The organism is Calothrix anomala FACHB-343, from assembly GCF_014696435.1.
Lineage (GTDB): Bacteria > Cyanobacteriota > Cyanobacteriia > Cyanobacteriales > Nostocaceae > Aulosira > Aulosira anomala_A.
Genome location: NZ_JACJQG010000071.1, coordinates 19,502 through 43,550 on the forward strand (window position 1 = coordinate 19,502; position 24,049 = coordinate 43,550).

The 24,049-nt window shown below is 39.2% G+C and carries 28 protein-coding genes and 1 pseudogene; 15 read left to right on the forward strand and 14 right to left on the reverse strand.

Features of this window, described 5'->3' with window-relative positions; translation table 11 throughout:
- Positions 1-277: 277 nt before the first annotated feature.
- Positions 278-1,672, reverse strand: coding sequence for a DUF1822 family protein (locus H6G08_RS29760; protein ID WP_190549693.1), 1,395 nt, complete (start codon positions 1,670-1,672; stop codon positions 278-280).
- A gap of 9 nt (positions 1,673-1,681) precedes the next feature.
- Positions 1,682-3,100: a hypothetical protein gene (locus tag H6G08_RS29765; protein WP_190549695.1), complete on the reverse strand. Its 1,419-nt coding sequence runs from the start codon at positions 3,098-3,100 to the stop codon at positions 1,682-1,684.
- Between the two features lie 735 nt (positions 3,101-3,835).
- Here H6G08_RS29765 and H6G08_RS29770 point away from each other — a divergent pair.
- The gene (locus tag H6G08_RS29770; protein ID WP_313943171.1) at positions 3,836-4,963 is read left to right on the forward strand and encodes an HNH endonuclease; all 1,128 of its coding nucleotides are present in this window, start codon (positions 3,836-3,838) and stop codon (positions 4,961-4,963) included.
- A gap of 54 nt (positions 4,964-5,017) precedes the next feature.
- Here H6G08_RS29770 and H6G08_RS29775 read toward each other — a convergent pair whose 3' ends face one another.
- Entirely contained in the window at positions 5,018-6,013 is a 996-nt protein-coding gene (locus H6G08_RS29775; RefSeq protein WP_242046325.1) for a WG repeat-containing protein, read from the reverse strand.
- 118 nt (positions 6,014-6,131) lie between these two features.
- On the opposite strand from H6G08_RS29775, the pseudogene H6G08_RS29780 reads away from it, so the two are divergent.
- Positions 6,132-6,320 (forward strand): annotated as a pseudogene (locus H6G08_RS29780) (IS630 family transposase); the annotation flags it as partial.
- A 31-nt stretch (positions 6,321-6,351) separates the two neighbouring features.
- On the opposite strand, the gene H6G08_RS29785 reads toward H6G08_RS29780, so the two are convergent.
- The 4 genes from H6G08_RS29785 to H6G08_RS37795 all read right to left on the reverse strand — a co-directional run bounded on the left by H6G08_RS29785 (position 6,352) and on the right by H6G08_RS37795 (position 8,638).
- A complete protein-coding gene (locus tag H6G08_RS29785) occupies positions 6,352-6,795 on the reverse strand; it encodes a hypothetical protein (protein WP_096648539.1) in 444 nt (147 codons plus the stop codon).
- 140 nt (positions 6,796-6,935) lie between these two features.
- A complete protein-coding gene (locus H6G08_RS29790; protein ID WP_190549699.1) occupies positions 6,936-7,349 on the reverse strand; it encodes a hypothetical protein in 414 nt (137 codons plus the stop codon).
- A 259-nt stretch (positions 7,350-7,608) separates the two neighbouring features.
- Complete coding sequence (locus tag H6G08_RS29795; protein WP_242046326.1) at positions 7,609-8,475, reverse strand: metallophosphoesterase family protein; 867 nt, start codon at positions 8,473-8,475, stop codon at positions 7,609-7,611.
- A gap of 10 nt (positions 8,476-8,485) precedes the next feature.
- On the reverse strand, positions 8,486-8,638 hold the full coding sequence (locus H6G08_RS37795; RefSeq protein ID WP_242046327.1) for a metallophosphoesterase: 153 nt from the start codon (positions 8,636-8,638) through the stop codon (positions 8,486-8,488).
- 91 nt (positions 8,639-8,729) lie between these two features.
- On the opposite strand from H6G08_RS37795, the gene H6G08_RS29800 reads away from it, so the two are divergent.
- The 7 genes from H6G08_RS29800 (at position 8,730) to H6G08_RS29830 (ending at position 13,294) form a co-directional block, all read left to right on the forward strand.
- Positions 8,730-9,104, forward strand: coding sequence for a hypothetical protein (locus tag H6G08_RS29800; RefSeq protein WP_190549701.1), 375 nt, complete (start codon positions 8,730-8,732; stop codon positions 9,102-9,104).
- Positions 9,105-9,358: 254 nt separating this feature from the next.
- Positions 9,359-9,679, forward strand: coding sequence for a hypothetical protein (locus H6G08_RS29805; RefSeq protein WP_242046328.1), 321 nt, complete (start codon positions 9,359-9,361; stop codon positions 9,677-9,679).
- 76 nt (positions 9,680-9,755) lie between these two features.
- Positions 9,756-10,325, forward strand: a complete 570-nt coding sequence (locus H6G08_RS29810; RefSeq protein ID WP_190549705.1) for a hypothetical protein — start codon at positions 9,756-9,758, stop codon at positions 10,323-10,325.
- A gap of 234 nt (positions 10,326-10,559) precedes the next feature.
- Positions 10,560-11,024, forward strand: a complete 465-nt coding sequence (locus H6G08_RS29815; RefSeq protein ID WP_190549707.1) for a hypothetical protein — start codon at positions 10,560-10,562, stop codon at positions 11,022-11,024.
- 69 nt (positions 11,025-11,093) lie between these two features.
- Complete coding sequence (locus H6G08_RS29820; RefSeq protein WP_190549709.1) at positions 11,094-11,720, forward strand: hypothetical protein; 627 nt, start codon at positions 11,094-11,096, stop codon at positions 11,718-11,720.
- Between the two features lie 64 nt (positions 11,721-11,784).
- Entirely contained in the window at positions 11,785-12,927 is a 1,143-nt protein-coding gene (locus H6G08_RS29825; RefSeq protein WP_190549711.1) for a WG repeat-containing protein, read from the forward strand.
- Positions 12,928-12,976: 49 nt separating this feature from the next.
- Positions 12,977-13,294 (forward strand): hypothetical protein, encoded by a 318-nt coding sequence (locus H6G08_RS29830; protein WP_190549713.1) that lies wholly within the window; start codon positions 12,977-12,979, stop codon positions 13,292-13,294.
- A 102-nt stretch (positions 13,295-13,396) separates the two neighbouring features.
- Here the strand turns inward: H6G08_RS29830 and H6G08_RS29835 are convergent, their stop codons facing one another.
- The 4 genes from H6G08_RS29835 to H6G08_RS29850 are packed head-to-tail and all read right to left on the reverse strand — an operon-like array spanning position 13,397 to position 17,383.
- Positions 13,397-14,689 (reverse strand): SMI1/KNR4 family protein, encoded by a 1,293-nt coding sequence (locus tag H6G08_RS29835; protein WP_190549715.1) that lies wholly within the window; start codon positions 14,687-14,689, stop codon positions 13,397-13,399.
- Positions 14,690-14,719: 30 nt separating this feature from the next.
- Complete coding sequence (locus H6G08_RS29840) at positions 14,720-16,186, reverse strand: hypothetical protein (RefSeq protein WP_190549717.1); 1,467 nt, start codon at positions 16,184-16,186, stop codon at positions 14,720-14,722.
- Positions 16,176-16,880, reverse strand: a complete 705-nt coding sequence (locus tag H6G08_RS29845) for a hypothetical protein (protein ID WP_242046329.1) — start codon at positions 16,878-16,880, stop codon at positions 16,176-16,178. Before H6G08_RS29845 ends, H6G08_RS29840 begins: the two co-directional genes overlap by 11 nt.
- A 17-nt stretch (positions 16,881-16,897) precedes the next feature.
- Complete coding sequence (locus tag H6G08_RS29850) at positions 16,898-17,383, reverse strand: hypothetical protein (RefSeq protein WP_190549720.1); 486 nt, start codon at positions 17,381-17,383, stop codon at positions 16,898-16,900.
- A 185-nt stretch (positions 17,384-17,568) separates the two neighbouring features.
- On the opposite strand from H6G08_RS29850, the gene H6G08_RS29855 reads away from it, so the two are divergent.
- Together H6G08_RS29855 and H6G08_RS29860 are read left to right on the forward strand one after the other, a co-directional pair.
- A complete protein-coding gene (locus tag H6G08_RS29855) occupies positions 17,569-17,994 on the forward strand; it encodes a hypothetical protein (RefSeq protein WP_096648329.1) in 426 nt (141 codons plus the stop codon).
- 113 nt (positions 17,995-18,107) lie between these two features.
- Positions 18,108-18,503, forward strand: coding sequence for a ribosomal maturation YjgA family protein (locus H6G08_RS29860; protein WP_313943179.1), 396 nt, complete (start codon positions 18,108-18,110; stop codon positions 18,501-18,503).
- Positions 18,504-18,623: 120 nt separating this feature from the next.
- Here the strand turns inward: H6G08_RS29860 and H6G08_RS38380 are convergent, their stop codons facing one another.
- Positions 18,624-18,752, reverse strand: a complete 129-nt coding sequence (locus H6G08_RS38380) for a hypothetical protein (protein ID WP_277877867.1) — start codon at positions 18,750-18,752, stop codon at positions 18,624-18,626.
- A gap of 391 nt (positions 18,753-19,143) precedes the next feature.
- Between H6G08_RS38380 and H6G08_RS29865 the strand changes: the two genes are divergently transcribed.
- The gene (locus H6G08_RS29865) at positions 19,144-19,467 is read left to right on the forward strand and encodes a hypothetical protein (RefSeq protein ID WP_242046330.1); all 324 of its coding nucleotides are present in this window, start codon (positions 19,144-19,146) and stop codon (positions 19,465-19,467) included.
- A 78-nt stretch (positions 19,468-19,545) separates the two neighbouring features.
- Here H6G08_RS29865 and H6G08_RS29870 read toward each other — a convergent pair whose 3' ends face one another.
- Positions 19,546-20,754 carry a lysozyme inhibitor LprI family protein gene (locus tag H6G08_RS29870; protein WP_242046331.1) on the reverse strand — a complete coding sequence of 403 codons (1,209 nt, stop codon included), beginning with the start codon at positions 20,752-20,754 and terminating at the stop codon, positions 19,546-19,548.
- Positions 20,755-20,818: 64 nt separating this feature from the next.
- Positions 20,819-21,451, reverse strand: coding sequence for a hypothetical protein (locus H6G08_RS29875; RefSeq protein ID WP_190549722.1), 633 nt, complete (start codon positions 21,449-21,451; stop codon positions 20,819-20,821).
- Between the two features lie 190 nt (positions 21,452-21,641).
- On the opposite strand from H6G08_RS29875, the gene H6G08_RS29880 reads away from it, so the two are divergent.
- Genes H6G08_RS29880 through H6G08_RS29890 form a run of 3 tightly spaced genes read left to right on the forward strand, consistent with a single transcriptional unit; the run spans position 21,642 to position 24,024 of the window.
- Positions 21,642-22,391 carry a hypothetical protein gene (locus tag H6G08_RS29880; RefSeq protein WP_190549724.1) on the forward strand — a complete coding sequence of 250 codons (750 nt, stop codon included), beginning with the start codon at positions 21,642-21,644 and terminating at the stop codon, positions 22,389-22,391.
- Positions 22,392-22,396: 5 nt separating this feature from the next.
- Complete coding sequence (locus H6G08_RS29885; RefSeq protein ID WP_190549725.1) at positions 22,397-22,873, forward strand: hypothetical protein; 477 nt, start codon at positions 22,397-22,399, stop codon at positions 22,871-22,873.
- Between the two features lie 44 nt (positions 22,874-22,917).
- A complete protein-coding gene (locus H6G08_RS29890) occupies positions 22,918-24,024 on the forward strand; it encodes a hypothetical protein (protein WP_190549727.1) in 1,107 nt (368 codons plus the stop codon).
- The last annotated feature ends 25 nt before the right edge of the window (positions 24,025-24,049 follow it).

Consider the following 24,049-nt stretch of genomic DNA (forward strand, 5'->3'; position numbering starts at 1 on the left):
TTATTCCTCTTGATATGGCTACAGAAGATTGTTTGCTCAATCTCTTATATTTCTGAGGACAAACCAGGTTATGCCAAAATTTAAAAATGACCTCAGCATCATTACGATACCTTGATGTGGTAGACCGTATAAATACTGGATATCGCTAGCTATTTAAAGATATTGTGAAGACAAGTCAAAGCATACCAGACATTCGCAACAATTACCCGCTTATTGCAATTATCCAGTTAAGAGTAGTATTGTGAGAGCGATCGCTCAATTCTAATATCCAATCGCGTCAATTCCGTAACCGCTCCAAATTAAACGCAAAGGGTGGTAAAGTTACCTCAACGCCATCCATCAAACTCACACTCACCAAAAACTTCTCATCCCAATTACCAACCACACGGGTAAATATATAAGAATCTTCACTCTCTGCATTTAATCCCGGTTCATCCAAAATACCTGTTTGGTCGCTGACCCTAAGTTTAATCTCAGACGGTAAACTACTTAAAGCAGGTGCGCCCAAAATTAGTAACAAACTCCACTCTGGCTTTTCTGATTCCGATAGTAAATGCCAAGTCACAGCATACAACCGCAAAGGTATCCCAGCCAAAAGTAAATCTTGATACGCACCCCGCGCTTGTACTGGAATTTCTAAACCCCTCTGTCGTAATTGAGTGGCTATTACCTCAAATTCTTCCTCTGGACTACGTATTGGGCGCATTTGGGAAGCATCTGCAAAACTGGGTAACAGCACCCAAGAAAGTGAAGCTGCTAAATCATCCAACTCATCCCATAACCAACGTCCAGCATTTAAAGCAGGTTGGGTAATTAATTTAATTACATCTTGTAGAGATTTAAAAGTAGCTGTTGATTCTGGGTTGGTACTACCCATCTCTAAATTCTTTGTAGCTGCTTGTGTTTGTAATGTGTAAACCCAATTGATCAATTCTGGACTAGTTAAAACAGCAGCAGCTTGTTCCCAAGTTAAAACTTCAGATAATTCCCGTTTCGGTGATTGTAACTGAGGTAATAATTCCACCAACTGATTTTGTATGTTTGCTAAAATCGCACTACGATTTGTAGGAATTGCAGGTAAAGAGATTGCTGATGATTCCAAACATCGCAGATACAGCAATAGACGGTCTGGATGATTATCAAAACAGGATATTGGAAGTTGATAATTCCAATCTGACTGTAAAGAACTTATCTGTAAATTCTCTTGTAATTCTTCATAGCTTAAAAAAGCATAAATATTCGCTGCTTCTTGTTCTTCCAACACCTCCACTAAAACATAAAAGTGGGGAATAAACTCTGGTAAATCTACAACTACTTTGGGAATATTCACCATTTCATCGCTCAAGCTACCAGTAGCAATTAAACAGATTTTAAATTCCCCTACTTGTAAATTAGCAACGCCACTAATAAAATTTGCTAAAACAGGTTGTAGAATTGTACATTGCTCGCGATTAATAGTTAAAGATTCTGCTCTTTCTTGTAGCCATTGCTCAAAAGCTGATAAAGCTAAATAATCAAGATAAGCTTGCCATTGCTTAGATTCATTAATAATTTGATTACTGAGGATTGCAGCTTGGTCAATCTCATCAGGTGAGAGAATAACTGCTGAAGTTGGTAAAGCATCAAAATCAAGGTAAGACATGGGAGGAAGATTACTTAATAAATTTGTCATAATTTTGTTTTAATTTGTTTTTCTAGAATGGAGATATTCACATAACCGTTCGGCGAAAATATCAGCTTTTAGGTGAGCTTTCATTGTTCTTGATTGAATCTCGGAATTTTCCAGCATTTGGCTAATTTCATTAAACAGAAAGCTTGTCAATCGCTCGTCCAGGTTTTTCAAAGCTTGGATATCAACATATACTTTAGCCTTTTCTTTGAGAGAGTCCTTTAAAATTACCAACATTTCCTGTTGGACATCAGTCCGCAAGTCTTTTAACTTTAATAACTTGGTTACCGAATCTTGCGCTCTCAATCCCAGAAATTCAGCAATTTCTTTCATTGCCAATTTTTGACATTGAGATAGTTCCAAAGCAGTTAAAAACATCTTAGATTTATCGCCTTTTTTGCGTTCTAAATATCTGACTCGTGATTCTGTAACTTGAGCTAAAGCCTGTTGCAAGCCAAGTTGAAATTCATGGCGATAAAACTGCAAAAATTCTGCTTGTTCGTCGTTTTCTTCTACAATATTATTAGTTTCAGGAGCCGGGATTTCTTCTATCAAAGAATTATACTTGCTTCCATACACAGCGTCTAGAGAACTTATCTGTACAGAACCACCCCGAACATAAATTCGATACTCACGCAATTGAGCAGCTAGCTTTTGTAGTTTCTGACTCAAAACCTCAATTTCAAAAAGTTGACCTGTATGCTTTTGAATATCTTGGGCAATATCTTGTAATTGTTGAGTATCAGGCGCAATACATTTACTCCTGAGACCTTTTCTTCGTTGTTGCAGCCTTTGCAAACGGTAGACATTATGATAACTTTCTAAAATAGATTGCGCTTCTTTAATTGCTGCGTTGCTAAAACCACTCTGCCTAAAAATATGAAATTCTTTGAAAATGCGCTCTAATTGTTTAGGTTGAGTATCATTTAGAATCGCCCAATCACTAATTAAATAAACACCGCATTCTAATAAAAATTTATTCAATTCAGGCTGTTGCTTTAATTTCATCATCGCCCAAGTAGTCAGACTACTTTGTTGCGAATCAAAACTCTGAAGAATTTTTTGCGAGAAGCATTTATAGGAACTTAATTTTGATAATTTACCATCATCATCTAGAACATAAGGGAACAAATCCCTAGCCGTAAAATTATGGTTTTGACCAAATTTTCTTTCTAATTGCAGACATCCTTGCTCGAGAATCCAAGATAGAAAACACAGCAAACAACGTTCTGCGAACAAAGCAGTCTCGCCAGAACTATGGCGATATAAATCTAGCAATTGACGCTGGATGTCTGCATCTGGTACATCATCTGGTGTCAAATGCTCAAATACTTGTGCGTAAAACGACTTTGCAGCAGGTATCTGTTGAATTCTCCGGTTACCTCCCGCATCAATCCTCACCAATTGCCAATATCTTGAAGCCCCGCTCATAAGTATTTGTATTTATTGGTCATTGTTAATTGTCACATTGCCGATGCTCCTCAACGCAAGTCCAACGATTTTTTGAGATTCCATACTGAGTACCTGATTTAACAGTTATTGGGAAAGGCAGAGGGCAGGAGGCAGAAGGCAGAAGGGAATTCTGCTTCCTGCCACGGCAGTTACTCCTAACCCTGCGTACCTGTCATGCCCCCTCTGCCGGCGACCTTAAGGAACAAGGGTTTAAAACTTCCAACAGGAGGGGTGTTACTCCGACTCCGATCTGAATAAAACCTTCTGCCCTCTGCCCTCTGCCTTCTGCCTTTTTAAACTTGAGCCTTCATTTTTTAGTACTTCTGAGGAAATCGACCTTATGCAATTTTGCACCAGTCTTGACTGCTGAAAAATTGCATATCCTCCAAATGCTGAGAAATACACATATCTAGCAAAATTAATTCCCAGTCCGCACTTATGAGACGCTTGATTTTTAGTCTAATTTTCGCAGGTAGAGGTGAGGGCGCTTATACTTGCGCCCCTATGAGATCAACAATCTCAATACCCAGATATTATCCACTTGTTGCGATCGCCTATCTACCTTGAAGGAAATGCTTGTTGTGGCTAATGATACAACTATGGGTACATAGCTACAGAAACTGATAAAATCGACTCATATTTTAATTTTTGGCTGGTAAAAACCAAAATTTATCAATTGTTTACAATTTATGGAAAAATCTTGGCAGAAATTTCGTGATTAATACTCTTGTGGTTTTTTACGATCAACATACAAGCTGGACTAAACACTTATTACTATTTTCGACAGTTTACTACAATATGGATTTCATCAACCAAGCACAAAAGTTAGCATCTCAGGTTAGAGAGAAAGTTCAGGAAGTGGCAACTAATGCAACTAACAGTCTAGATGAAGTGGTTGATGGAATTAAGAATACTACTGTAGAGATTACCACTTCAAGCATTAATGCAGTCGCTGATTTGCAAGGATTATCAACTACAGCAGCACAGCAAGGTCTTCAAACTGTACAAAATGTTACCAAGGCATTTGAAGCAGCTGCTATTGGGGCTACTACCTCTAGTCTAGTGATAGCTGATGCTCTGCAAAACTTGCCTTCGACAGCCACAGAATTAGCAGCAGAAATGCCCAAGATTGCCAATAGGTTGAGGTATCGTGCTGGTTTAAGAGTTGGTGACTCTCCGCGATCGGACTCCGATGTCATCAAGCTTTTTGAGAAAATTCCTGGTACATCCAAGCTAGGAGCTAATGAAAGAACTATTCGTCAATTTCTCAGTGATAAACATGGTAGTCATATCATTCCACGCTCGCAGGGTGGCTCAAATGGGGCTGAAAATATTCTTTGGGAAGTAGGTGTTGATAATCTCCGTCGCGGCGCGGAAGTTATGACTGTTGGGGAGCAGTTCTATATCCGGGTTTACAATGCAGTAGATTCTATCGTCAGCAATTCTCTTACAATTGCTAGACTTGGCATTACTGCAACAGGAACCGCCATTCTCACCCAGGTAATAGTGACAGCGATTTCATATTCTTTGGATCTTTACCGAGGCGACATCACTGTTGAAGAATATAAAACTTTAATTTTAGAAACGGCAAAAGCAGCAGGTATTGCTACACCAATTGTTTTTCTGGTGTTGGTAGCTGTGTTGGCTCTATTTCCAGAGTTTACAGTTATATTGTCAGCACCAGTGGTGATTGCAGGTTTCAATGCCTTATTTGGTATGAGTATTGCTGTACCAATCGTTCAATCTTTGGTTCGCCATACCCAAGCTGGTGGTTTTGGCAATGAAGCTGCTGAAGCTTACAAAGGTTTGTTTGGTGATTCTGGTGATTCTGCACTTGCTTGACTGACAAAAATACTTTGTTGTGAGGTAATAAAACAAAGAAGTTTTATGCTTTGATTAATTGCTGGGAGTCCAAATAAACTCTCCGGTTTTATTAATATAGCCAGCCTTGCCATCAAGATATACTAAAGCCAGTTCATTTGTAAAACTCAGAGCTAAATCAAATTGTGGCTGAATTAATATTTTACCTTGAGTATCAATATAGCCATATTTATTATCAAGTTTGACAGCAGCTAATCCTTCAGCAAATGAGGTTACCCTATCAAATTTAGGAGCAATAATCCTCTCTCCACGAGGATTAATATAACCCCATTTTTTACCGCTTTTTACTACTGCTAAATTTCCAGTAAATTCCCAAGCTTCATCAAATTTTGCTAAAATAACAATTTTACCAGATTTATTAATGTAACCATATTTATCTCCAATTTTTACTACTGCTAATCCTTGTGAAAATCTTAAAGTTTCTTCAAACTTGGGTTGTATAACTATATTTCCTAGAGAATTTATATAGCCCCATTTATTATTAATTTTTACTGCTGCTAATCCTTCGTTAAAATGTAGCGCTTGTTCATACTGCGGCTGAATGACTAACTTACCGCTCAAGTCTATATAACCCCACTTCTCATCTATCTTCACTGCTGCTAACCCATTCTTAAAAGCTAAAGCTTCCTCAAATTGAGGTGGAATTACTAATTTCCCATTGGTATTAATGTAGCCATATTTATCTTTAACTACAACTAAGGCAAGTCTATTAGAGAACGCAAAAGCTAAACGAAATTGTGGAGGTATAATCAGTTTCCCAGTTGGTTCGATATACCCATATTTATCATTAATTTTAATCTGCGCTCGCTCGTCGATAAAGCTCCAAGCTAAATCAAACTGCGGCTCGATAACTATCTTCCCAGTTTTGTCAATAAAACCATAATTGCCATTTTTGACAATACGAAATAGTGGACTTGTCACAAGTTGAGATTTTGAACTTTGACTGGTTAATTTATTTTGTCTAACAATAAGACTAAATGCTTGTACTTTTTGAATATCCAAGTCAACCATATAATTTATCATCATTAAACAGAGAATAGTCCAAGTATATTTATACATTTTTATCTGCTAGCCTTGAGTTAAACTATAACTACCACTATAAGTTAATATTTACTTAATAAATCAACTAGAAAGATTTGCTCCAAATGCACTTCAACAGAACCATGTAGAAGATATTTGGTTATCAGGAAAAAGACTGATTTAAGAGTTTTATTTTTTCTATCATTCCTTCTCTGTTGTCAAGGTTTTATTTGAGTTGTCGCTTAACTGCCAAATTTTTGACTTCCCTAAGCTGCATGAATGTGGTGTTTTCTCATGAATTATTTAGGATTGCTATATGTGCGTCGATGTCAATAGGAACCTATTTGTTTTACTTCTCCGTTCATACTCAAAGTTTGGATAATATCAAATGGATTGTAATGTCCTCTTGCCCAGCCTCCATTTTGGAAAATAAAAGATAGATAAATCCATTCCTTATGAGCATCTTGGATGACAAGGTTATCGCCCTCTTGGGGTGTATAGTCAACATCAAAGCAATTTCTGTCATTGAGATTGAGCAAAACCCAATCGTCTGTTAGTCCCTTGCCTATATCCGCCGCAGGAAGCTCGTATAGCCCTTCCATCAGTGGCTCGTCGTCGCTTTTATATCTTTTAAATGTAGATAAATACCATCGATACACCTTGGGAGTCGTTGCTTGCTCCTGTTTGTATCGCCTCGAATTTTTGTTATGCACAATGGGTTTTTCTTTGTCCTTGCAAATGCATAAAATGAAACCTTTATCAAAGTCGCACATAATTGTAGATACTAAGGTTTGAAGTTTTTTACTATGCTCACTTTAATTCTTTAAAGTTATAGTATTTCGTTCCATCCGCTTCAGCAAAGTGTTAGCCCTCTTTGCACTCCTTGCTCCTGATTCATTAACAATTTGATTTATTACCAAAAAACCGCAATTAAAAGAAATGGACTAGCAAAAATACAGGTAATAATAGCTACTAAATATGGAAGCCATTGTAAATTCTGACTAAGTGTACGTTGAAGAACGTATAAAAACCCGAACAGAATTATTAAGAATACTAAAAGACCGACAAGAGTTGCTATGCCGTCATTTTCATACATTGGCACTCCCACATCAGAATAGTTCTTGCCCCGTAAAGCTTCACGAGTTGCTGCACAAGCCAATCCTGATACAAAGACAGCGACGATTGATAAACCAGTAGACAGGAGATGTTTAAGAGCTAAGAAAATGTATCTCCACATTACCGTTTTCCCCCCTGCACTACTGAAACTACGGCTTTGTCTACTAGCATCTGAAAATAGCCAATTTTGATAGGCGAGCGACTTAAACATTATCCATATAAAACTATGGGAGTGGTTATTTTGTATTGGTGGGATTGTATTAAGCAATTTCCCTTTTGGAGATGTTACGTGTTGGCGTTAGCTTCGCTATACTGCGTAAACGCATAGCGTGTCGCTTGCGACTCAGCCTCTCGGAACGAGAATCGCTTTTGGTAAAAATTTAATCATCAAAATCAATAATCAGTCCAGTGGGTACAATTCTATTGGGATTAATAATTGGACTTTGGGGATAAGTACACCTGTTACCAGGCTAAACTTCCAATTCCTTCATGATTTGCAACCACTTATCTGGTGTCGGCAGGGCTTGTTGGAGAAATTTGCTTGTCAGATTGCTAGCATTAGCTTGATATAGTAGGGTGGCATAGGTAAAACAACGAGCTGGTTTTTTGAACCCATCGTTACCATAAACAGAAATCAATTCCGCCAGTCTTTCCTCCACTTTCAAGATTATTTTGGGAGCAAGGGCAAGTAAATCGTACATCCACTGTTCCTTTTGGGCAATAAAAGCCGATAATTCTGAATTTGCCGAATTTCTAAACTCATCACAAATCGCCTGAATTTTTTCCCACTTATAACTACCCCAGGGTTTAGCCTTCATCACTGGCAATTGCCATTTAACTATCTCTTCTTGCCAATAGTCTTTAGCTGCTTGTACTTGAACAATTTCAAAACTAGGTAAAATTAGGGCTGTCAATGTCCCACCATGACAGGCTCCAGTATCAATACCGTAGGTTTTTTGGGGAATTATGAGGGGATTATCTCCAACAACGCGATGACCAAAAATTACTGGCTTTACACCAGTATATAACTGACTCCAAGAAGTATCTCCGTAGCGTTTTCCCAGGTGTTTTTCACCCGCAGTGCAACCACATAAAACCTCTTCCCTTTGTTCCTCGATGGGTATATCATTTTCTACCGCAGCATGAACGAAAATTGCCGATTCGGTTTCATGATAATAGGGTAGATGACTAATCCATTCTAAAAATTCGTCATAGCTGTCGCCAAATTGTAATTTGACAATTTCCTGGGAGTAGGAAAGAGTTTGCCTGAGATGTTTGCGTTCGTGATTACCCATCAATACGATGGTATTAGGACGATTTTTGAGAAAGTCATACACATTGACTGAATCAGCCCCCCGATTCGGCTGAAGCCGACGCTACGCGAACGACAATATCCCCCAAGGAGACTAAACAATCTTCTTCTGTAATTTCTACTTTGGCTAATAGTTGAAGCAATTCTGCATAGCAACCATGAATATCGCCAACTACAATTGTTCGCATAACTCCAGTTCAATCGAATAAATTTAGTGTAGTATGTATACTACAAGAGTAGCATACGGGCAAAAGTTGTGAAGATATGGAAAGCCAGCAGATGATAAGTAAAAAGGTTGTTAATTTTATCAGTGGACACCTTGATATAACTCAAGCAGAATTTGAGATGCATTACCGTCCTTTGATTGATCGCGCGATCGCTCAAAACGAATGTTTTGTTGTTGGAGATGCTCCCGGTGCGGACACCCTAGCGCAACAATATCTTTGGGGACGGACAGAGGCAGTAATTGTTTATCATATGTTTACCAGTCCTCGCAACAATCCAGGATTTTCAACCCGTGGTGGATTTCACAGTGATGTAGAGCGAGATACACAAATGACGTTGGATTCTGATCGAGATATAGCTTGGGTAAGACCTGGAAGAGAGCGATCGGGTACACAAGCAAACTGCGATCGACGAAGTTTACTAATATAGTTTGACGTAAAGAAGCATACCATCATTAAAATACTGAAAATCCTAATAATAATGGCTTTTAGCAACTGTCAACTGCCTGCTTATCAAAATTAATAATCAGTTCAGTAAGTAGAATTAATGATGTGATTTTCGCCTGTGGAATAAATAGTTAGGTAAAAATGCAGTATATATCTTCGGCAGTTTATTTTTCTATTTTGGTAATGATGGTAATAACGCCATTTGCAATGCCCTTTCTGTTAAGGCGGAAGGGTTATGTGAATAGTTTGCTATTAAGCAGTTTTCTATCTTTGATGACGTGCGTACTTCTAGTTACTTTGTTGGCATATTTACCAGATTTATATGCCGAGATGCGGCTTGATTATCTGGGTTTTGATTTTAATGGCTGGTCAGACGAAGACCGACTCAGAAAGATTGCTCCAGAATTCAGAGACGAAGCAATAAAACTTTATCGATCGATAATGGGCATTGGGTGGACTTTGAAAGCTATTACTGGGGCAGTTTTGCTCATTCCTTATCAAATTGTTGCTTCTGGCTTAGTTTTCATGGTGAGTCAGTCGAAAAAACATGGCAGTTAGCACCTAACCATACCTGAAAGTGGCCGCGAGGGCGGTGGCTGTTATGCTAATAATTTCTTTCAGTAAATGCAAGACAATGTATCATCGAAATTTCAAACTTCTGCTTTTTCTGACTACCCCATTTCTTGGTGTTGGAATTCTATTTTTACCAACCATTCCAACTTTGGAAGATGCTAAATTTCTATTGTATATAATTATATGGCTACTAAGTTTCATTTTTGGTTTTTTATTGTTTAAGAAGCCTCAAGATTTACCATTGACAAAAAAGCGAACTTTTATTTTTCTATATTTATTATTATCGAGTGTGCTATTTTTGTTTGTCTCATTTATCGTTTTGATATCGTCTGCATTTGATGCTCCAAACATTGAAACTGTGGCATCTAAAGACTATCCTACAACCGTATATTTATACAATTATACATGTTCTCCACCAGATACTTCTACAGGCTGTGACACATACCACGGGGAATTAAAATTTAGACTTGGTTTTACTCCTTTTGTAATTACAAAGTTTAATTGTGATTGTCTTTTTGGTTCACCCGATCGCGTTGGTGAGTGGGTAACGATTCCCTTGGAAGCAAACCGAAATTCAACAGCATCTGCGATTAAAATTAACTTAAAAACTGGCGAATTTCTTCCAAAATGAACTGCAAAACTTTAATTTACGATCCGAGTAAGCAAGAGGCAATTACTTTAACTGTTGATAAAAAGCGTTATAAATTGGTACGTTGAGATGTTGCCGATACACCCCAGATGTTGTTAGAGTCTTCTTTGGAACGATATACACAATTCAGCTTGCTTACCATCATCTGTAGCACTTCGTGAACAAACTTTCTCTATCAGCAACACAAAGTTAGAACAGCATTATCCCTTGTAATCAATGAAAAAACTTATTCAAATCTCAATTATTACAATTCTATCACTAGGTTTGACATATCATTTATTACGTATCGCTTTTCCCATAACCTATATAGTTGACTGTACTCAAGCTCATAAAATCACCAAAATATCCGATAACTTTATCAGTGCAATTGGTGATCCATCTGCAAAAGAAGTAGAAATTATCGCACAAAGGTATATCACAAAAGCCTTTTGTTTAAATGATTTAAAGGGTGATTCTAGCTTCAGCCCTAAACCATATTTTTTTAATGTATCAAACTTAAGTTCTAAGTATCAAATTATTGGTTATGGTGGTGCTGGTTTTCGTAGTCCAGGCAATTTACAAGTAAAATTTGACAACGGGACTCTCCTAAATTTTTGCTTTAGCATGATGGTAATTAACTGCAACCAAGCGCAAGAATGCGATTGTCCTCATGATTTTAACTGGGAACCCAAACCAAAGTAATCGCATCACAACTCAGGAAAATTATCGCAATAATGCAACGCTTGCTAGAATGAAAATTTTCAATTAACTATGGATAATCTTCAGATAAAAATTCTTGGCAAAATAGCAATATGTATAACCTTATTGATTGGTGTCGCTATTCTAATTATTAGTATTTACCCTGGTGCATTAAATAGTTTCTTTTTTCCAGTCATGCTGGTGTCAATTGTTTGTGTACCAATATTTGCAGTATTGGCAATTCTCTTCTGGGGATTGAGAACTTTAGGAAGACGGGATTTGAAAAGTATTAGACTTAGAAGGCACACTTTTGTACCCTGGAGAGAAGTTGCTATCATTGCAGGTATAGTTTTAGTTTGTTATGTCCTGCTCAAGTTCTACATTCCCCGTCGTTTAGCGTTTATTATATCGCAATCGGCGTTTGAACAAGTTCGGGTACAACTTCCTATTTCTGCAAAAGGAAAAATCACATTAAACCGCAAACTTGGTTTATATGAAGTTGATGAATACGCGATCGACTCCCGTGGTGGTGCATATTTTCGTGTTTTTTCGGGTGGTGATGGTCTAAGTCCTGATACCATATCCTATGGTTTTGCTTATCAACCGAATAGTGAAGGAAGTCCATTTGGTGCTGCTAAGTACCAAGTATTTTACTTGTACGGTGATTGGTATTGGTTTCGTGTATCCGATGATTTTTAGGGATGACAATTAAGCTAGTTTTGAGCTATGGATAAGTGACATTACTACTTATGAAGTCACAAATATGAAATCTCATATTCACCATCCCTTGATTTTGCTAGTAGCAATAACTGGGATAACATTGTTTTCAACTCCATCTATATCTAGTGATACTCATCAATCAATATCTTCTATCACAGTTAAGTCTGCAAAAGAGAATTCATTACCCCAGTTATGGGATGTAAAAATCAACGGGAAATATGGATATATCGATCGCACTGGGAAATTAGTAGTTAAACCCCAGTTTGATTATGCTTCGTCGTTTTATGAGGGATTAGCTCAAGTCCAAGTAGGTGAGAAATGGGGATATATTGACCACACAGGTAAATTGGTCATCAAGCCACAGTTTGATGATGGCGATCGCTTCTTGAATGGGTTTGCTAAAGTCGAAGTTGGTAAAAAGTGGGGAATCATAGACAGTAATGGTAAGTTTGTGGTTAAACCACAGTTTGATAATCTTGAATATTTTGTCAATGGTTTTGCTTTGGTTGCTATCGGTAAAAAATGGGGATTCGTTGATAATAAGGGTAAATTAGCCATCAAACCTCAATTTGATAGTGCTTGGTCATTCTTTGAGAATTTAGCAGCAGTTCAAATTGGTAAAAAATGGGGATTTGTTGATAACAGAGGTAAATTAGTAATTCAACCTCAGTTTGATACTGCTTGGTCATTTTCTAAGGGGTTAGCAGTAGTACAAGTTGGTAAAAAATGGGGATTTATTAATCCAAAAGGTCAATTAGTCATTAAACCTCAATTTGATGCAGCTTGGTCATTTCATGAAGATTTAGCAGCAGTTCAAATTGGAGGTAAATGGGGATATATTGACCGCACTGGTAAATTAGTCATTAAACCCCAGTTTGATATGACTTGGCTTTTTGAGAATGGTTTAGCACAAGTAATAGTTGGCGGAAAATCGGGTTATATTGACCGTACAGGGAAATTAGCGATCGCACCACAGTTTGATAAGATTGGTTATTTCTCCGAGGGATTAGCAGATGTACAAATTGGAGGTAAATGGGGATATATCGATCGCACTGGAAAATTAGTCATTAAACCCCAGTTTGATAGTGCTTATTCCTTCTCTAATGGGTTAGCAGAAGTGCAAGTTGGAGAAGCATCTGGATATATCGATCGCACTGGTAAATATATTTGGCAACCAACCCAGTAATTATATAATTTTCGACAAATTTGAGTCTGAAATATTATGAGATAATGAGATGACAATAGAGATGGGAATTCTCCAAATTAATACCGGGAATTATGAGGTGATTCCTGTTGCAACTAGCGAAATATTTTCCCAATTTTGGTTGCCTGCTTGTAAGTCTCTTGGTTTACAATTTATTAGCCATTTTCATGATGGGTCTTTAAATGTCGTCTTAGCAGAAGATGTTCCTAAAATTTTAGAAGAATTAATTTGTTTACATTCTTATACTTTAGAACAAGAAGATTTAGCTTTTATGAGGGAGAGGATAGAACGTATAATCCAGGTATTTCAAACAACAGATGCTAAATTTTATGAATATGATTTTGGATAATTGATGGAAAGTTGAAAATTGATATTTTATTATTGCATCTGTGAAAGAATATTTGGCAGATGATTAGGTAAAGTAAGAATTTTTCTCCAGATGATGGGTCATTTAGGGATACAATATATGATATACATATTCCAGCCTTTCTAAAATTCGTTGCGTTCGCAGTTCGGCTTGCTCTGCATTAAAGTCAAAGTTGTACCGCATCTTACCCATATTCTCAATTCGCCATTGGTTGATTTTATAATCTATTTCATCGCTCATCTTCACTTGCTCATTTGTGAGTTCAGGATCGATATTGAGTCCAATAGTTTCTGCAAGGAGTCTGGCAAAATTCACCGAATGAAAGTATGGATAATCTCGAATTAATTCCCCAGAGCGAAGAAAAGCCAGTAATCCTTCAATTGGAGATAACCCATATTGAATATCATCTAGAAAATCCTTGAGCCATTGTTCTGGAGAAAACTCACAAAAACGAATCCAATCCCCCTGAATTTCAACCTCGTATCCTTCCTGGGTGAGAAACAAATCCCGCACAGGATTATCCCAATCGACAATTCGTAACAACCCTGAATATTGCCGATTTCCTGGATTTGTGAGCCAATCCTTCGACTTTGCTGCTTTCAACTTTGCGAGAAACTCAGGTAAAGGCTGATTCCATAGTTCCACAGAATTGTTTGCCATAACTTCCTCAGCCGACCAGTAATGTCCTAGCCGTTCCCAATTACCACCATTGCAAACTTCTAGCAAAAACGTTCTGTAAACGTCAGGTAGTCGAATTCCATGTTGTGCTTCTAACGCGCTCAACTTTGCTTCAGAACCAATTGGCGGATTAGTCGTGATTTGGGCATAGCGATTGTATGGATCGAATTTTCGCAATCGAGCGAGGGTAACGTGAATTCGTTCGGGAATGGTCAACCATTTTCGCAGGGGTAATTGGCAACCGAAATGACGCTCCACTGTAAAAATGTCTTGATCGTACACTCTCACCCTTCCTTTCGCGTCGTGAGAGAACTGAATTTGTAACTGAGTCAATGCCTGACACAATTGCTCTGCCTCAGCATCAGTCTGAAATAGCCCCACAAGATGGGGATGCTTGATTCTCTTAATCTCCCGATACATAAACTCACAAGCTTCAGCCTCATCCGTAAATTCAAACAGCAGATGTTGAACCTTACCACGCTCGGCATAAACAACTTGCCAGCGTTCGCGTACCACTCCGTGGAAGCAAGCTACGCGTAGCGTGTCGCTTCTGCGACTCAGCGACTCCTGCGGAGTATCGCGCGTTTGAATCAAGCAAATCTCATCATCACCCATTTGGCGAATCTGATACAGGCGACAGCCTTCGCCCCAAAGTTTGAGATCGAGTAACTCTGCATTCAGATATCTGACTTCCCACATGCACTCACCTCTTACCATTTGGTATGATTATTACTTCGCTTGTTCTGCCCGAAAAAGCCGGAGGAATCCCCCATCAAACCATTCCCTATAGTGAAATCGCAGTTCCCCGGATAGTAGCATCTGACCTCGACAGTAGAGAAAGTAGGTTTCCTTTGGGAAATAACTTTGCAAAGGGAGCAATCCTTTTTTCAACGCTGCGCGATCGCCATTTTGCCAGAGCCTTGCAAGGTGAGATGCTAAACAGTTCAAGAAAAATTCAGCTTTAGGCAAGGAAGGATCTGTTCCTAAAGTTACCAACTCATCTTCTCTTCCTCTCCAATCAACAGACATTTCCCAATCTTCAACGGGAGGTAAGCAGGATGTCTGCGAAGCCCAGATAACTAACTCTAGGTAGGTCGGCTCATTCACGTTGGTAAATAAGGTATTCGCATTTATCGGCATTGTAATTTCTAAAACCGTCAACAAGCCGATCGCATTAGGATACACATTTCCCGTCACCAGTCGATATTGCTTCCCATTGGCTTCAAAGGGAATCGTATAGGGGTATTGCAATTTTGCTTTTTGAAAATGCTGTAAGCAAAGCTGATGAAAGTCAGGTTGAGGTAGTGGTGGATCAAAAAACATCCAATCTAAACACAAACTATTTTTTTCTTGGCTCACAGAAGCACCATCTAAATAACGCCATAGCTTTTCAGCTTGAATGACGCAGCGTTGCAGATTTGGATAAGCAACTAGACGAGCAAGAATTTCTGGCGAGATTTCACGGTTGAGTAGGTTCGCGTTCACGAAGTGACTCCGTTGCGTTAGCTTCCCGCAGGGTAGGAGTATCGCCATCTGATGCAGCAGTTCATATCGAATTGCTGCAACCTGATTGGGCGTATATAGGCGGGCTTGTTCTGCAAAAAATAGTAGATATATACTCGCAACTTCCTCAATCTCAGACAAAATCTGCGGGATTAGTAAAGAGTGAGTAGGACTCGCAGCAGACGCAAAGCGTAAATTCCACTGGGTTTCATTGAGCAGTTCAATTCCCTCGATTTCTTGCAGATTGCTCCAATTCCACGCAACCTGCATCACCTTCAATGCAGTTCCATAGGGAATACCGTACATTGGATAGTAACTCCCTGGATGCCATAAACAAATCGGTTCATTGTAAGACTCGCCATGAATTTGAAACAGCTGATCGATCAGTTCCCAAATCGCCCAATTTTGATAACCTTGCGGTAGTTTCCAACTGCGATCGCGAATCAACTGTTGACAATCCCTGACAAAGAAGCGATTATCCTCATTTTCATACATTTCACGCGCCTGAAAGCACTGCCAAAAAGTATCATGATGGGCATGATGTGCCAAAAACTGAATCAGAAGCGAATTGTCATATCGGGTTATGGCTTTGCGACTGTGGCAACCAGAGAATAACACACCTGAATCGCTTTGTGCGATCGCTAGTGTATACCCATCAATTAGAACAAAGGTTTTTCCATGCTTATCTCTCATCCAGCAACTCTCGTTTTCTTTCTAAAACAATTGCGGGACAATTTTCAATAAACTGCTTCAACCTAGCCTCGGACAAACCCATTAAATATCCTTGGAAAAGAAGATATGGACTTTGCTGAGAATTCAAGATTGAGATCGATTTTTCAATTTCATAAATCTCATTATTTAAAAAATTGAGATGCATTTGTAACCATTGCTTCGGCGTATAGCGTTCCATCACAACATAGGTCAACAACGGTTGTAAGCAGATTTGAATTTTCACTTCATGTCCTTCTTGTGTCAAAAATAACCCGTAAGTCTCTTGTTCTGGAGGATACAACCCAATTCGTAATAGTCCAGGGAGCGCGTTAATCTTCAGGAGATAGGGTAACTCGACTGCATCAGATTGTTTTCCTGTTGACAGAAATTGACTAACGAAATCAGGCGGTGACTGGTGCCATAACTGGATAGAATTATGTTGCATGATTTCATCAATTGTCATCCAGCAGTCGCGCTCGGCACAATCCCAACACCCTCCATTTCCCACCTCTAGCAAAAAAGCAGCATAGGCGAATGGTAGCTGAATTTCCAATGCTTTTAGAATCGCCATTGAGCCAAGCGGTGGATTTAAGTCTATTGCCAAACACATTCCATCTGGATCGAGGTATTTCAAGCGATCCAACGCCAAACGAATCTCCCTAGCAACTTCAATCATTGCAGTTTGATGGGCGGTTAAATGCATAGCTCTAACCCAGAGACTTGCTCCAAAAACATAGTAGCAAAGGATTCACAACGAGGCATGATTTTTGGAAGTTCAACCCGTAGCATTGCGATCGCCGCATCAACATCCTCACAATCACAATATAAGTGTTCTAGATGATACCCTAGTACAGCTTCGGGGGTTTCTGTACTCCCACAGCAGTTGTGAGCAACCCAAGCAATGAAGGATTTTGTTGCGCTATCGCATTCGATATCCAACAAATAAGCTCGAATAAAAAATTCCTCTGAGTAGCCAAGGGCAATTGGAAGCGTTTCAATTAATCCTTGTTTGATGCACACTTTAGCACCTTTAGTGGCAATTTCCAGTAAATCATCAGCAGGTTTTTCAATCGCCAGAATCTGAGCATCAGCCCAAGCAATGAGGTTCTGCTCGGAAACAATGCCAATATTCCAAAGGGTGAGTGCGATCTCTAAAGGACTTGGATTTTCTAGTGGCATACTCCTCACATCTTCCAAGTAAAAATTGTAAGATTAAATACTCAGTATAACGCTAAGAGTATTAATTCAGTGTTAAAAGCAAACAAAAATACTGTAGCTATATCGCCCAGATGTTTGATTTTCCTGTATGTATACGTAAATTTGCAAGATATTAAGTTAACCTAAATTAGAATTTATTAGCTCAAATGTTCCCAAAACTAAGATGGCGATTGCTGCTTTTCATATTTCCTTTGGTGGTGGTTGGAATTTATCTGCTGCAACCGACTCCCCCCGCACCTTGTGGAAGCCTGAAGAAATTTGGCGCGCTCGAGGAAGGAGAACGCTGTATCATCAATCGTAACGTTACCCTAGAAGGCAATCTCAAAAGACTTCCCAATCAACTAACCGTCAAAGGCAACCTAACTATTAGCGGTACGTACATTGAAGAACTGCCCAATGCAATGGTAGTTGAAGGAAACCTTTTTTTGTACAAAACTAGCATTGCCAAACTTCCCCCAGATTTGCAGGTTCAAGGAAGTTTCGATCAATATAGTGGATTTGGTTCTCCAGGAGTTAAATGTAATGCAATCCCTAAAACTGCTTTTATCAAAGGGAATCGCAACTGTCACTAATTACGATCGCAATAGACTGCAAATCAAATCGCTTACTAATTGGATTCATCAATTTAGTCCAATTTTAAAGAACAATGTTACAATCCTGGCGAATCAAACCCAGGAAATCAATCGTGCCTAAACAATTCTGTAATCTCAAGTGGTTGAGATTTAATCCTACCTCTTTCACCCTGTTTGCGATTTTATTTGCGATAGTTGTGATAATTGCACTCTTCTTCCGAGATGATTGGATTAGACCGTTACTGGGCGACGTTTTAATTGTCATGGTGATTGCTTACTTTGTTCATGCTTTTATTGCAGTTCCACTACGGAAGGTTGCTATTGGAACTCTCATCTTTGCCTACTTGATTGAGTTGCTTCAGTTTCTTAATCTCATCGATATTTTAGGCTGGCGAAACTCCCAGCTAGCTCATTTAACAATTGGATCTACTTTCGACTGGCGAGATTTGGTTGCTTATACGCTGGGGATTGCGATCGTTTTCCTCACTGCCAATCGTTTGAAGTCATAAACTACTATTATTTTCCTCTTTATCGTAAATTCAAGGGTTTAAGATTCCTACGTCTACACATAGTATCAGTTGATTTGGGGTTTAAATCCCCGACTCCAACTGTCTTTAATGCGTGAATAATTATTGAGCTTTAGTACAAGTTTTGAATTTTTTAGCTTTAGCTTCCCGCAGGGTATTTTGAATTGTTAACGAGTATTCATGATTGCTTTGATATGGCGTAAACGTCCCAGATTTAAACGATTTAGGCATTGCTTTCTTCTGGTTTGACTACCAAAAAACTGTGACTATTATCAGAATTATATTTGATGATAGCTAATATCTCCAACTTGGTTTTCTGGATTGTTTATATATTTTCACGAAAATTTTCTATATGAATACTCAAAAGAATATCAATATTTCTCCCATAAATCGTCCCACTTTCTACATATACATACTATCTATATTCGGTTTTATATCCTTGATATGCTTGATTTGGTTATCGGCAAATTCTAAATATTCACTCAGAGGAGGCTTATTTAGTAGTTTTTTCTTGACGATTTTAGTCTTAATTATTTCTATTACAGCATTGATTCTAATTTTTAAATCAAATTTGTCTCGGTGGTTAAAATTCATATTGTCTATACCTCAATTCTTGGGGATAATGCCCTTAACTTTATTTATTGTTCAATTGTTTATAGTAATTTTTATTTTTGGAACAGGATGTAGAACTGACTTTGTTTCTCCTAGTGGGAAAAAATCTATCGCAATTAGCGAGACATGTTATATGGACTGTCATCATGCTGTTTTTAGACATTATTGGCTATTGGAAAAAGAAATCGGCTCAATTTCCAATAATTCCCAGAGAAGATGCAAGACAGAGGATGATTTCCAAGTAATTTGGAATTCTGATGAAACTGCAATTAGATTGAAAGAAAATAATAATTATCCTCAATCTCAATTAAAAGGAAGTTTATTAATAGATTGACTTGAATTGCAAGAGGGAGCAACGCTATTTGATATCGAAAAATTTCTAGGAAGTAATAAACTAGTATTATTTGCCTCTTTATCGAGTATTCATCATTGCTTTGATATGGCGTAAACGTCCCAGATTTAAACGATTTAGGCATTGCTTGCTTCTGGTTTGACTACCAAAAAACAGTGACTCAAACTTGCAGTACTGAGTTTGATAACGTTCCCAAAGAGCTTGAGTGGTATCTTGCCCAGATGTAACTGGGGCTTGCTGCGGCTCGTCTTCTGGATCGTATACAGCTATCCCCTTTAGATCCGCAATGCGATCGTTATTTAGCCGAGCTAAACAGCGATGATAGAGCATCGGTGCCATAGAACTTTCTTTAAAAGGCTCAACCAACTCAGTACAATGTGCTTCACGATAGTCTTGCCAGTGCTTCTGTGCGATCGCAAATGTTGGCTGATACTGCTTCGATAGTCTTTCTGCCCAATCGCCATAAATGCTTGATTGCAAAAGCTGAGTTGTTTTCGACCAATAGACCGCGCATCGATTTAACCCCAACTGCGTCTTATCCACACAATTTAGCTCTGGAATTCCAGGTCGTACAGAACCCTTGAAGAGAGCTAAACCACTAGCAGGTGCTGCCAAAAGTTCTTCAAGTTGACGAATTCGAGCCTCTCTGAGACGCTGATGACATTGAGCCAATCTCAGGGTGTTCAGGGAGAATAGAGCTTTTTCGATCTGGCAATACTGAGTTTGATATTGCTCCCAGTGGCGTTGCACCGATGAATTTCTCAATTTGAGTCGATCGAGTAAGGATTCAAATCGAGGATCGCGAGATTGGAAGGTTATAATCTCACCACCTCTGTGCAATTCTAGAATGCGATCGTTATTTAATCGCGCCAAACAGACAGATGTTGCAAATGGAAAGTCTGGCGTGTTGCGTAAGCGTTGAGTTAACTGTTGGCAGTGTTGTGTTTGAAACTGATGCCAGGATTTATCCGCGATCGCCAGTTGATGTTGAAGGGGTGGAATAAGTTGCGACTCAACATCTTGATAAACCAATGATTTGAGCAAATGGGTTACTTCTACCCAACGCTTTGCACAGCGATATTCACCCGCTTCAACCTGTCGAACACAGTCCGGTTGCAAAACCCCAGCAAATCCTAATATCACGGTTGGATAAGGTAGAGGAGTCTGTGGCTTGGCATCTGACGCAGGGATAGCTTTGCTCGGTTCCACACCAAGCTGAGTTGCAAATAAAATGACACTCGCAAATATCGCAATCTTAAATTTCATCATTTTCCATAATTAACAATCCTCAGTAGCCTTCAACCACTATCCCTGGCATTTAAATTGTATGAGCTTAATCTCCAATCGTGACATAATACCAATAGGAATTGATTGCACGTTCTACCCTTAATCGATATCCTAAAAATAAATTTTGATCGGGAAGTTTAGCCTGTTCACTATACACAAATCCCTGTGCCCCCCCAAAGACCCTAGCTGTAAAGAACAAAATGTATAATCCATTCTGTCCCCGTTGTGTTTGAATTTCTTTGCTTATTGAAGTGTGATGGTAAGCTGGCGGTAAAGCAGCAAGATTGTTCATACCTCCACGAATTTGATTTGACTGCACCAACGCAATTACTTGTTGCCGACTTGCCAAATTTTGATAAAAATTCGCCGTTAGCCAAAACTGTTCAAACGGGACGATAATCCCAATTACCAATCCTAATAACTGTAGTAACAGTGGAAAAGAACGTCGCCACCGTTGATTTAGAAATGAGCCTTTCTGGATGGCACGCACCCAAAAGTAAATCGCCCAAATTAATCCAATTAATGCTGCGATCACACCTGAGATCCAGAGCAATGGTAAGAAAAACCATGTCAGCCAATCTAACCAAACAAAGTGCAATAATCGTATTAACCACAGTCCTAAGCTAACGCAAATGATGTAGCGGGCAATCCCTGACTGCCAAACTGAGCGTTTTTTCATAGCTAGCCCTGTGAACGGTTCACTCTATAAGTAATATGCAATCCAGTATAAAAAATATAGTGACTTTGTTGATTCTGAATTGAACTCAGTATATTCTCGTAAATATTAGAAGTGAACTTGTAGTTAAATTGAAGTTTGAAATATGAGGCGTATGATTTGAGCCAGTTCATAGGGGAGTAGTAACAGAATAATGGAAGAAATAGAATACCCTGACTGGACAATTGATCGGCAATGCGCGTTACAGAAACTGGAAAATATCGCTAAGGATTACATTCATTACTTTACATATCAAGCAAGAGACTATCAACCAATGGTGGTGATTTGGTCGCGTGATGAATTGTTAAAAGGATTAGATGCCCTTCATTTACTCAATTGTGAGATCGATCAACTGATTTTTGAGCGGATTTCTCAAAATTATCCTCATCTGAGTCAATGTGTTCATGCTGCTGAATGCTTGTGGTATACCAATCCGGAGATTTCAATCCAGGAAAGCGATGTGAGCTTGGATTGGATGATGTTTAGTTTGTTTGGGTTGATTGATGATGAAATTCGCTATTGCTGTCTGGAAATACTCAGAGCCGCAAAACTAAATCAGCCTCGGACATTACTTGCTGAGTTACAAGGACAACAATACCGTCTGATTACCGATTGGGATAACAAGCAGATTAAGCTGATGACAGCAGTTCCACTAAATGTCCTTCGCAATCCATTTATGCGTGAAACAACGCCTCAAAATCAATATGCACCAACCTACTTGGAGTTAGTGACCAGGGCATCTTGCGACAGTTTGCCGATGAATTGGGATATTTTGGTAGATTGGGGTGCGCTGGGGTTGCTAGAGGAACTGGAAGACCTCAGCACCGATCCTTCATTGCCCGGTGCTGAATATCTCAAATATTGCCTAGAACAATATTATTTTTTACTAAAATTGAGACGGTGAAATGGATGATGAGAAAAATTGCGGTAGAATTTTTGGATGATAATTCTGAAATTGAAATAGCCTGCTATGGTGCAGATTCTGATTGGGTCTGTCGATTAACCGATCCCCTCACTCAGCCAAAGGGATCTGTATCCGATGCATTTGCGCCATTTCCGGACTTGGGATTTCTTTGGTTTCGAGAGGTTGATCGCTTGTGGGTCGTTTCTGGTATGGTAAATCGCTCCGTCTTTCAGGATGAAGCCTGGTTCGATGATTTGCTATACCGCATTAGCGACGAAATATACTTGCGGGATTACTCGCCAGCAAGGCGAATTGAGTTTGTGAGTGTTGATGTAACAGTCATGTTTGATGGTGAGCGAGGAAGGGAGAGATTTCGAGGAGGAGAAGTGGAGAAAAAGTGGCAGTGTCAACAAGCAATTACCCCTTTAGAAAAAGACGTTCGCGTAGCGTGTGCGTTCCCCGCAGGGGTTGCCAAAGGCTAGCACTCAGCAGCCGCAGGTGAATCGTTATCGGAAGTATAGAACTGATGGAATACCCGGACTGGACAATCTATCAGCGATTGTTAATTGATGATTACCCCCTCGTCGTCTTGGCAAAAGATAATAAGTTGCGCTTTATATCTGAAGGATATTACCAAAACATCATCGAATTTTTATTACCCTTGGCAGAACCAGGTGAGGATTTTGTCTTTGAGTCCGGTTTAACGCGAGTTGAGAGCATCCATAATCAATTGCATCAGGCGTTTGTCAGTGGGCAAGAATTCGGTAATGGAGTCATTTATTTCCAGCTTAGGTCAATTTTGGAATATGATGTAGCGATCAAGGGTTCAGAATTCCAGCAAGAAATCGAGCGATATCAGCAACGAACAGGATATCCAGCAACTGAACCTTTCTGGTATGTAAATCCAAACTTTGCAGGTTGGGATGGTTGCGGTCACTATATCCCGCAAAGTAGCATTAACAAAATCATTCAAGTTACTCAACAGATTAAAGCAGGAGAGTTCAACTTTCCTTTATGTGTAAAGCTTTTTTCTGAAGATGAGTGGGATTTACGGTTTGGCTGGGCTGAGGTAACTGGGTTCGTCCCTAGCGTTCTCCGAAAATTAGAAACAATTGCTGCGGATTACATGCAGTTTTTTGCCAATCAAGGGCACCTATATCAACCCAGCTTAGTAGAACCCTGTCGCACAAAATTGCTTCAGGAACTTGCTGCTGTCGGATTGCTCAATTGCGAAATACCTGAAAGCGTCTATTCCCAACTAATGGGCACTTATCCTCATCTGAGACGATGCGTTGATGAGGCTGAATTTCTTTGGATGGTAGGGGATATGCCAATTCAGGAATTTGATTTAAGTTTGGACTGGATGGTCTTCGATCCGCTTTACCCAGACGGTATGGATTATGCTGAGTTTCGCGATACTCCAAAGGAGTCGCTACGCGATACTCCAAAGGAGTCGCTTCGCGATACTCCAAAGGAGTCGCTTCGCGATCGCGCTTTAGCCGTCTTCAGAACTGCCCAACTGGAACAACCTGAAACCTTACGAATGGAAATACATGGCAATCAGTATCAACTGGTTACTGGATGGGAAGGAGGGCGAATTAAACTGCTCAACTCCATCGAGCTGATGTCCTAAATTATAGAAAATTGCTTCGCATTTT

Coding starts and splice junctions, on each gene's coding strand:
- H6G08_RS29845 (WP_242046329.1), bottom strand. CDS start 16,880: ATGATTGAAGTTGCTAGGGAGATTCGTTTGGCGTTGGATCGCTTGAAA.
- H6G08_RS29760 (WP_190549693.1), bottom strand. CDS start 1,672: ATGACAAATTTATTAAGTAATCTTCCTCCCATGTCTTACCTTGATTTT.
- H6G08_RS29810 (WP_190549705.1), top strand. CDS start 9,756: ATGTATCATCGAAATTTCAAACTTCTGCTTTTTCTGACTACCCCATTT.
- H6G08_RS29890 (WP_190549727.1), top strand. CDS start 22,918: ATGGAATACCCGGACTGGACAATCTATCAGCGATTGTTAATTGATGAT.
- H6G08_RS29880 (WP_190549724.1), top strand. CDS start 21,642: ATGGAAGAAATAGAATACCCTGACTGGACAATTGATCGGCAATGCGCG.
- H6G08_RS29800 (WP_190549701.1), top strand. CDS start 8,730: ATGATAAGTAAAAAGGTTGTTAATTTTATCAGTGGACACCTTGATATA.
- H6G08_RS29830 (WP_190549713.1), top strand. CDS start 12,977: ATGACAATAGAGATGGGAATTCTCCAAATTAATACCGGGAATTATGAG.
- H6G08_RS29885 (WP_190549725.1), top strand. CDS start 22,397: ATGATGAGAAAAATTGCGGTAGAATTTTTGGATGATAATTCTGAAATT.
- H6G08_RS29825 (WP_190549711.1), top strand. CDS start 11,785: ATGAAATCTCATATTCACCATCCCTTGATTTTGCTAGTAGCAATAACT.
- H6G08_RS29820 (WP_190549709.1), top strand. CDS start 11,094: ATGGATAATCTTCAGATAAAAATTCTTGGCAAAATAGCAATATGTATA.
- H6G08_RS38380 (WP_277877867.1), bottom strand. CDS start 18,752: ATGCCTAAATCGTTTAAATCTGGGACGTTTACGCCATATCAAAGCAAT.
- H6G08_RS29850 (WP_190549720.1), bottom strand. CDS start 17,383: ATGCCACTAGAAAATCCAAGTCCTTTAGAGATCGCACTCACCCTTTGG.
- H6G08_RS37795 (WP_242046327.1), bottom strand. CDS start 8,638: ATGCGAACAATTGTAGTTGGCGATATTCATGGTTGCTATGCAGAATTG.
- H6G08_RS29815 (WP_190549707.1), top strand. CDS start 10,560: ATGAAAAAACTTATTCAAATCTCAATTATTACAATTCTATCACTAGGT.
- H6G08_RS29855 (WP_096648329.1), top strand. CDS start 17,569: ATGTTCCCAAAACTAAGATGGCGATTGCTGCTTTTCATATTTCCTTTG.
- H6G08_RS29870 (WP_242046331.1), bottom strand. CDS start 20,754: ATGATGAAATTTAAGATTGCGATATTTGCGAGTGTCATTTTATTTGCA.
- H6G08_RS29840 (WP_190549717.1), bottom strand. CDS start 16,186: ATGAGAGATAAGCATGGAAAAACCTTTGTTCTAATTGATGGGTATACA.
- H6G08_RS29765 (WP_190549695.1), bottom strand. CDS start 3,100: ATGAGCGGGGCTTCAAGATATTGGCAATTGGTGAGGATTGATGCGGGA.
- H6G08_RS29865 (WP_242046330.1), top strand. CDS start 19,144: ATGCCCTTAACTTTATTTATTGTTCAATTGTTTATAGTAATTTTTATT.
- H6G08_RS29775 (WP_242046325.1), bottom strand. CDS start 6,013: ATGGTTGACTTGGATATTCAAAAAGTACAAGCATTTAGTCTTATTGTT.
- H6G08_RS29790 (WP_190549699.1), bottom strand. CDS start 7,349: ATGTTTAAGTCGCTCGCCTATCAAAATTGGCTATTTTCAGATGCTAGT.
- H6G08_RS29785 (WP_096648539.1), bottom strand. CDS start 6,795: ATGTGCGACTTTGATAAAGGTTTCATTTTATGCATTTGCAAGGACAAA.
- H6G08_RS29835 (WP_190549715.1), bottom strand. CDS start 14,689: ATGTGGGAAGTCAGATATCTGAATGCAGAGTTACTCGATCTCAAACTT.
- H6G08_RS29875 (WP_190549722.1), bottom strand. CDS start 21,451: ATGAAAAAACGCTCAGTTTGGCAGTCAGGGATTGCCCGCTACATCATT.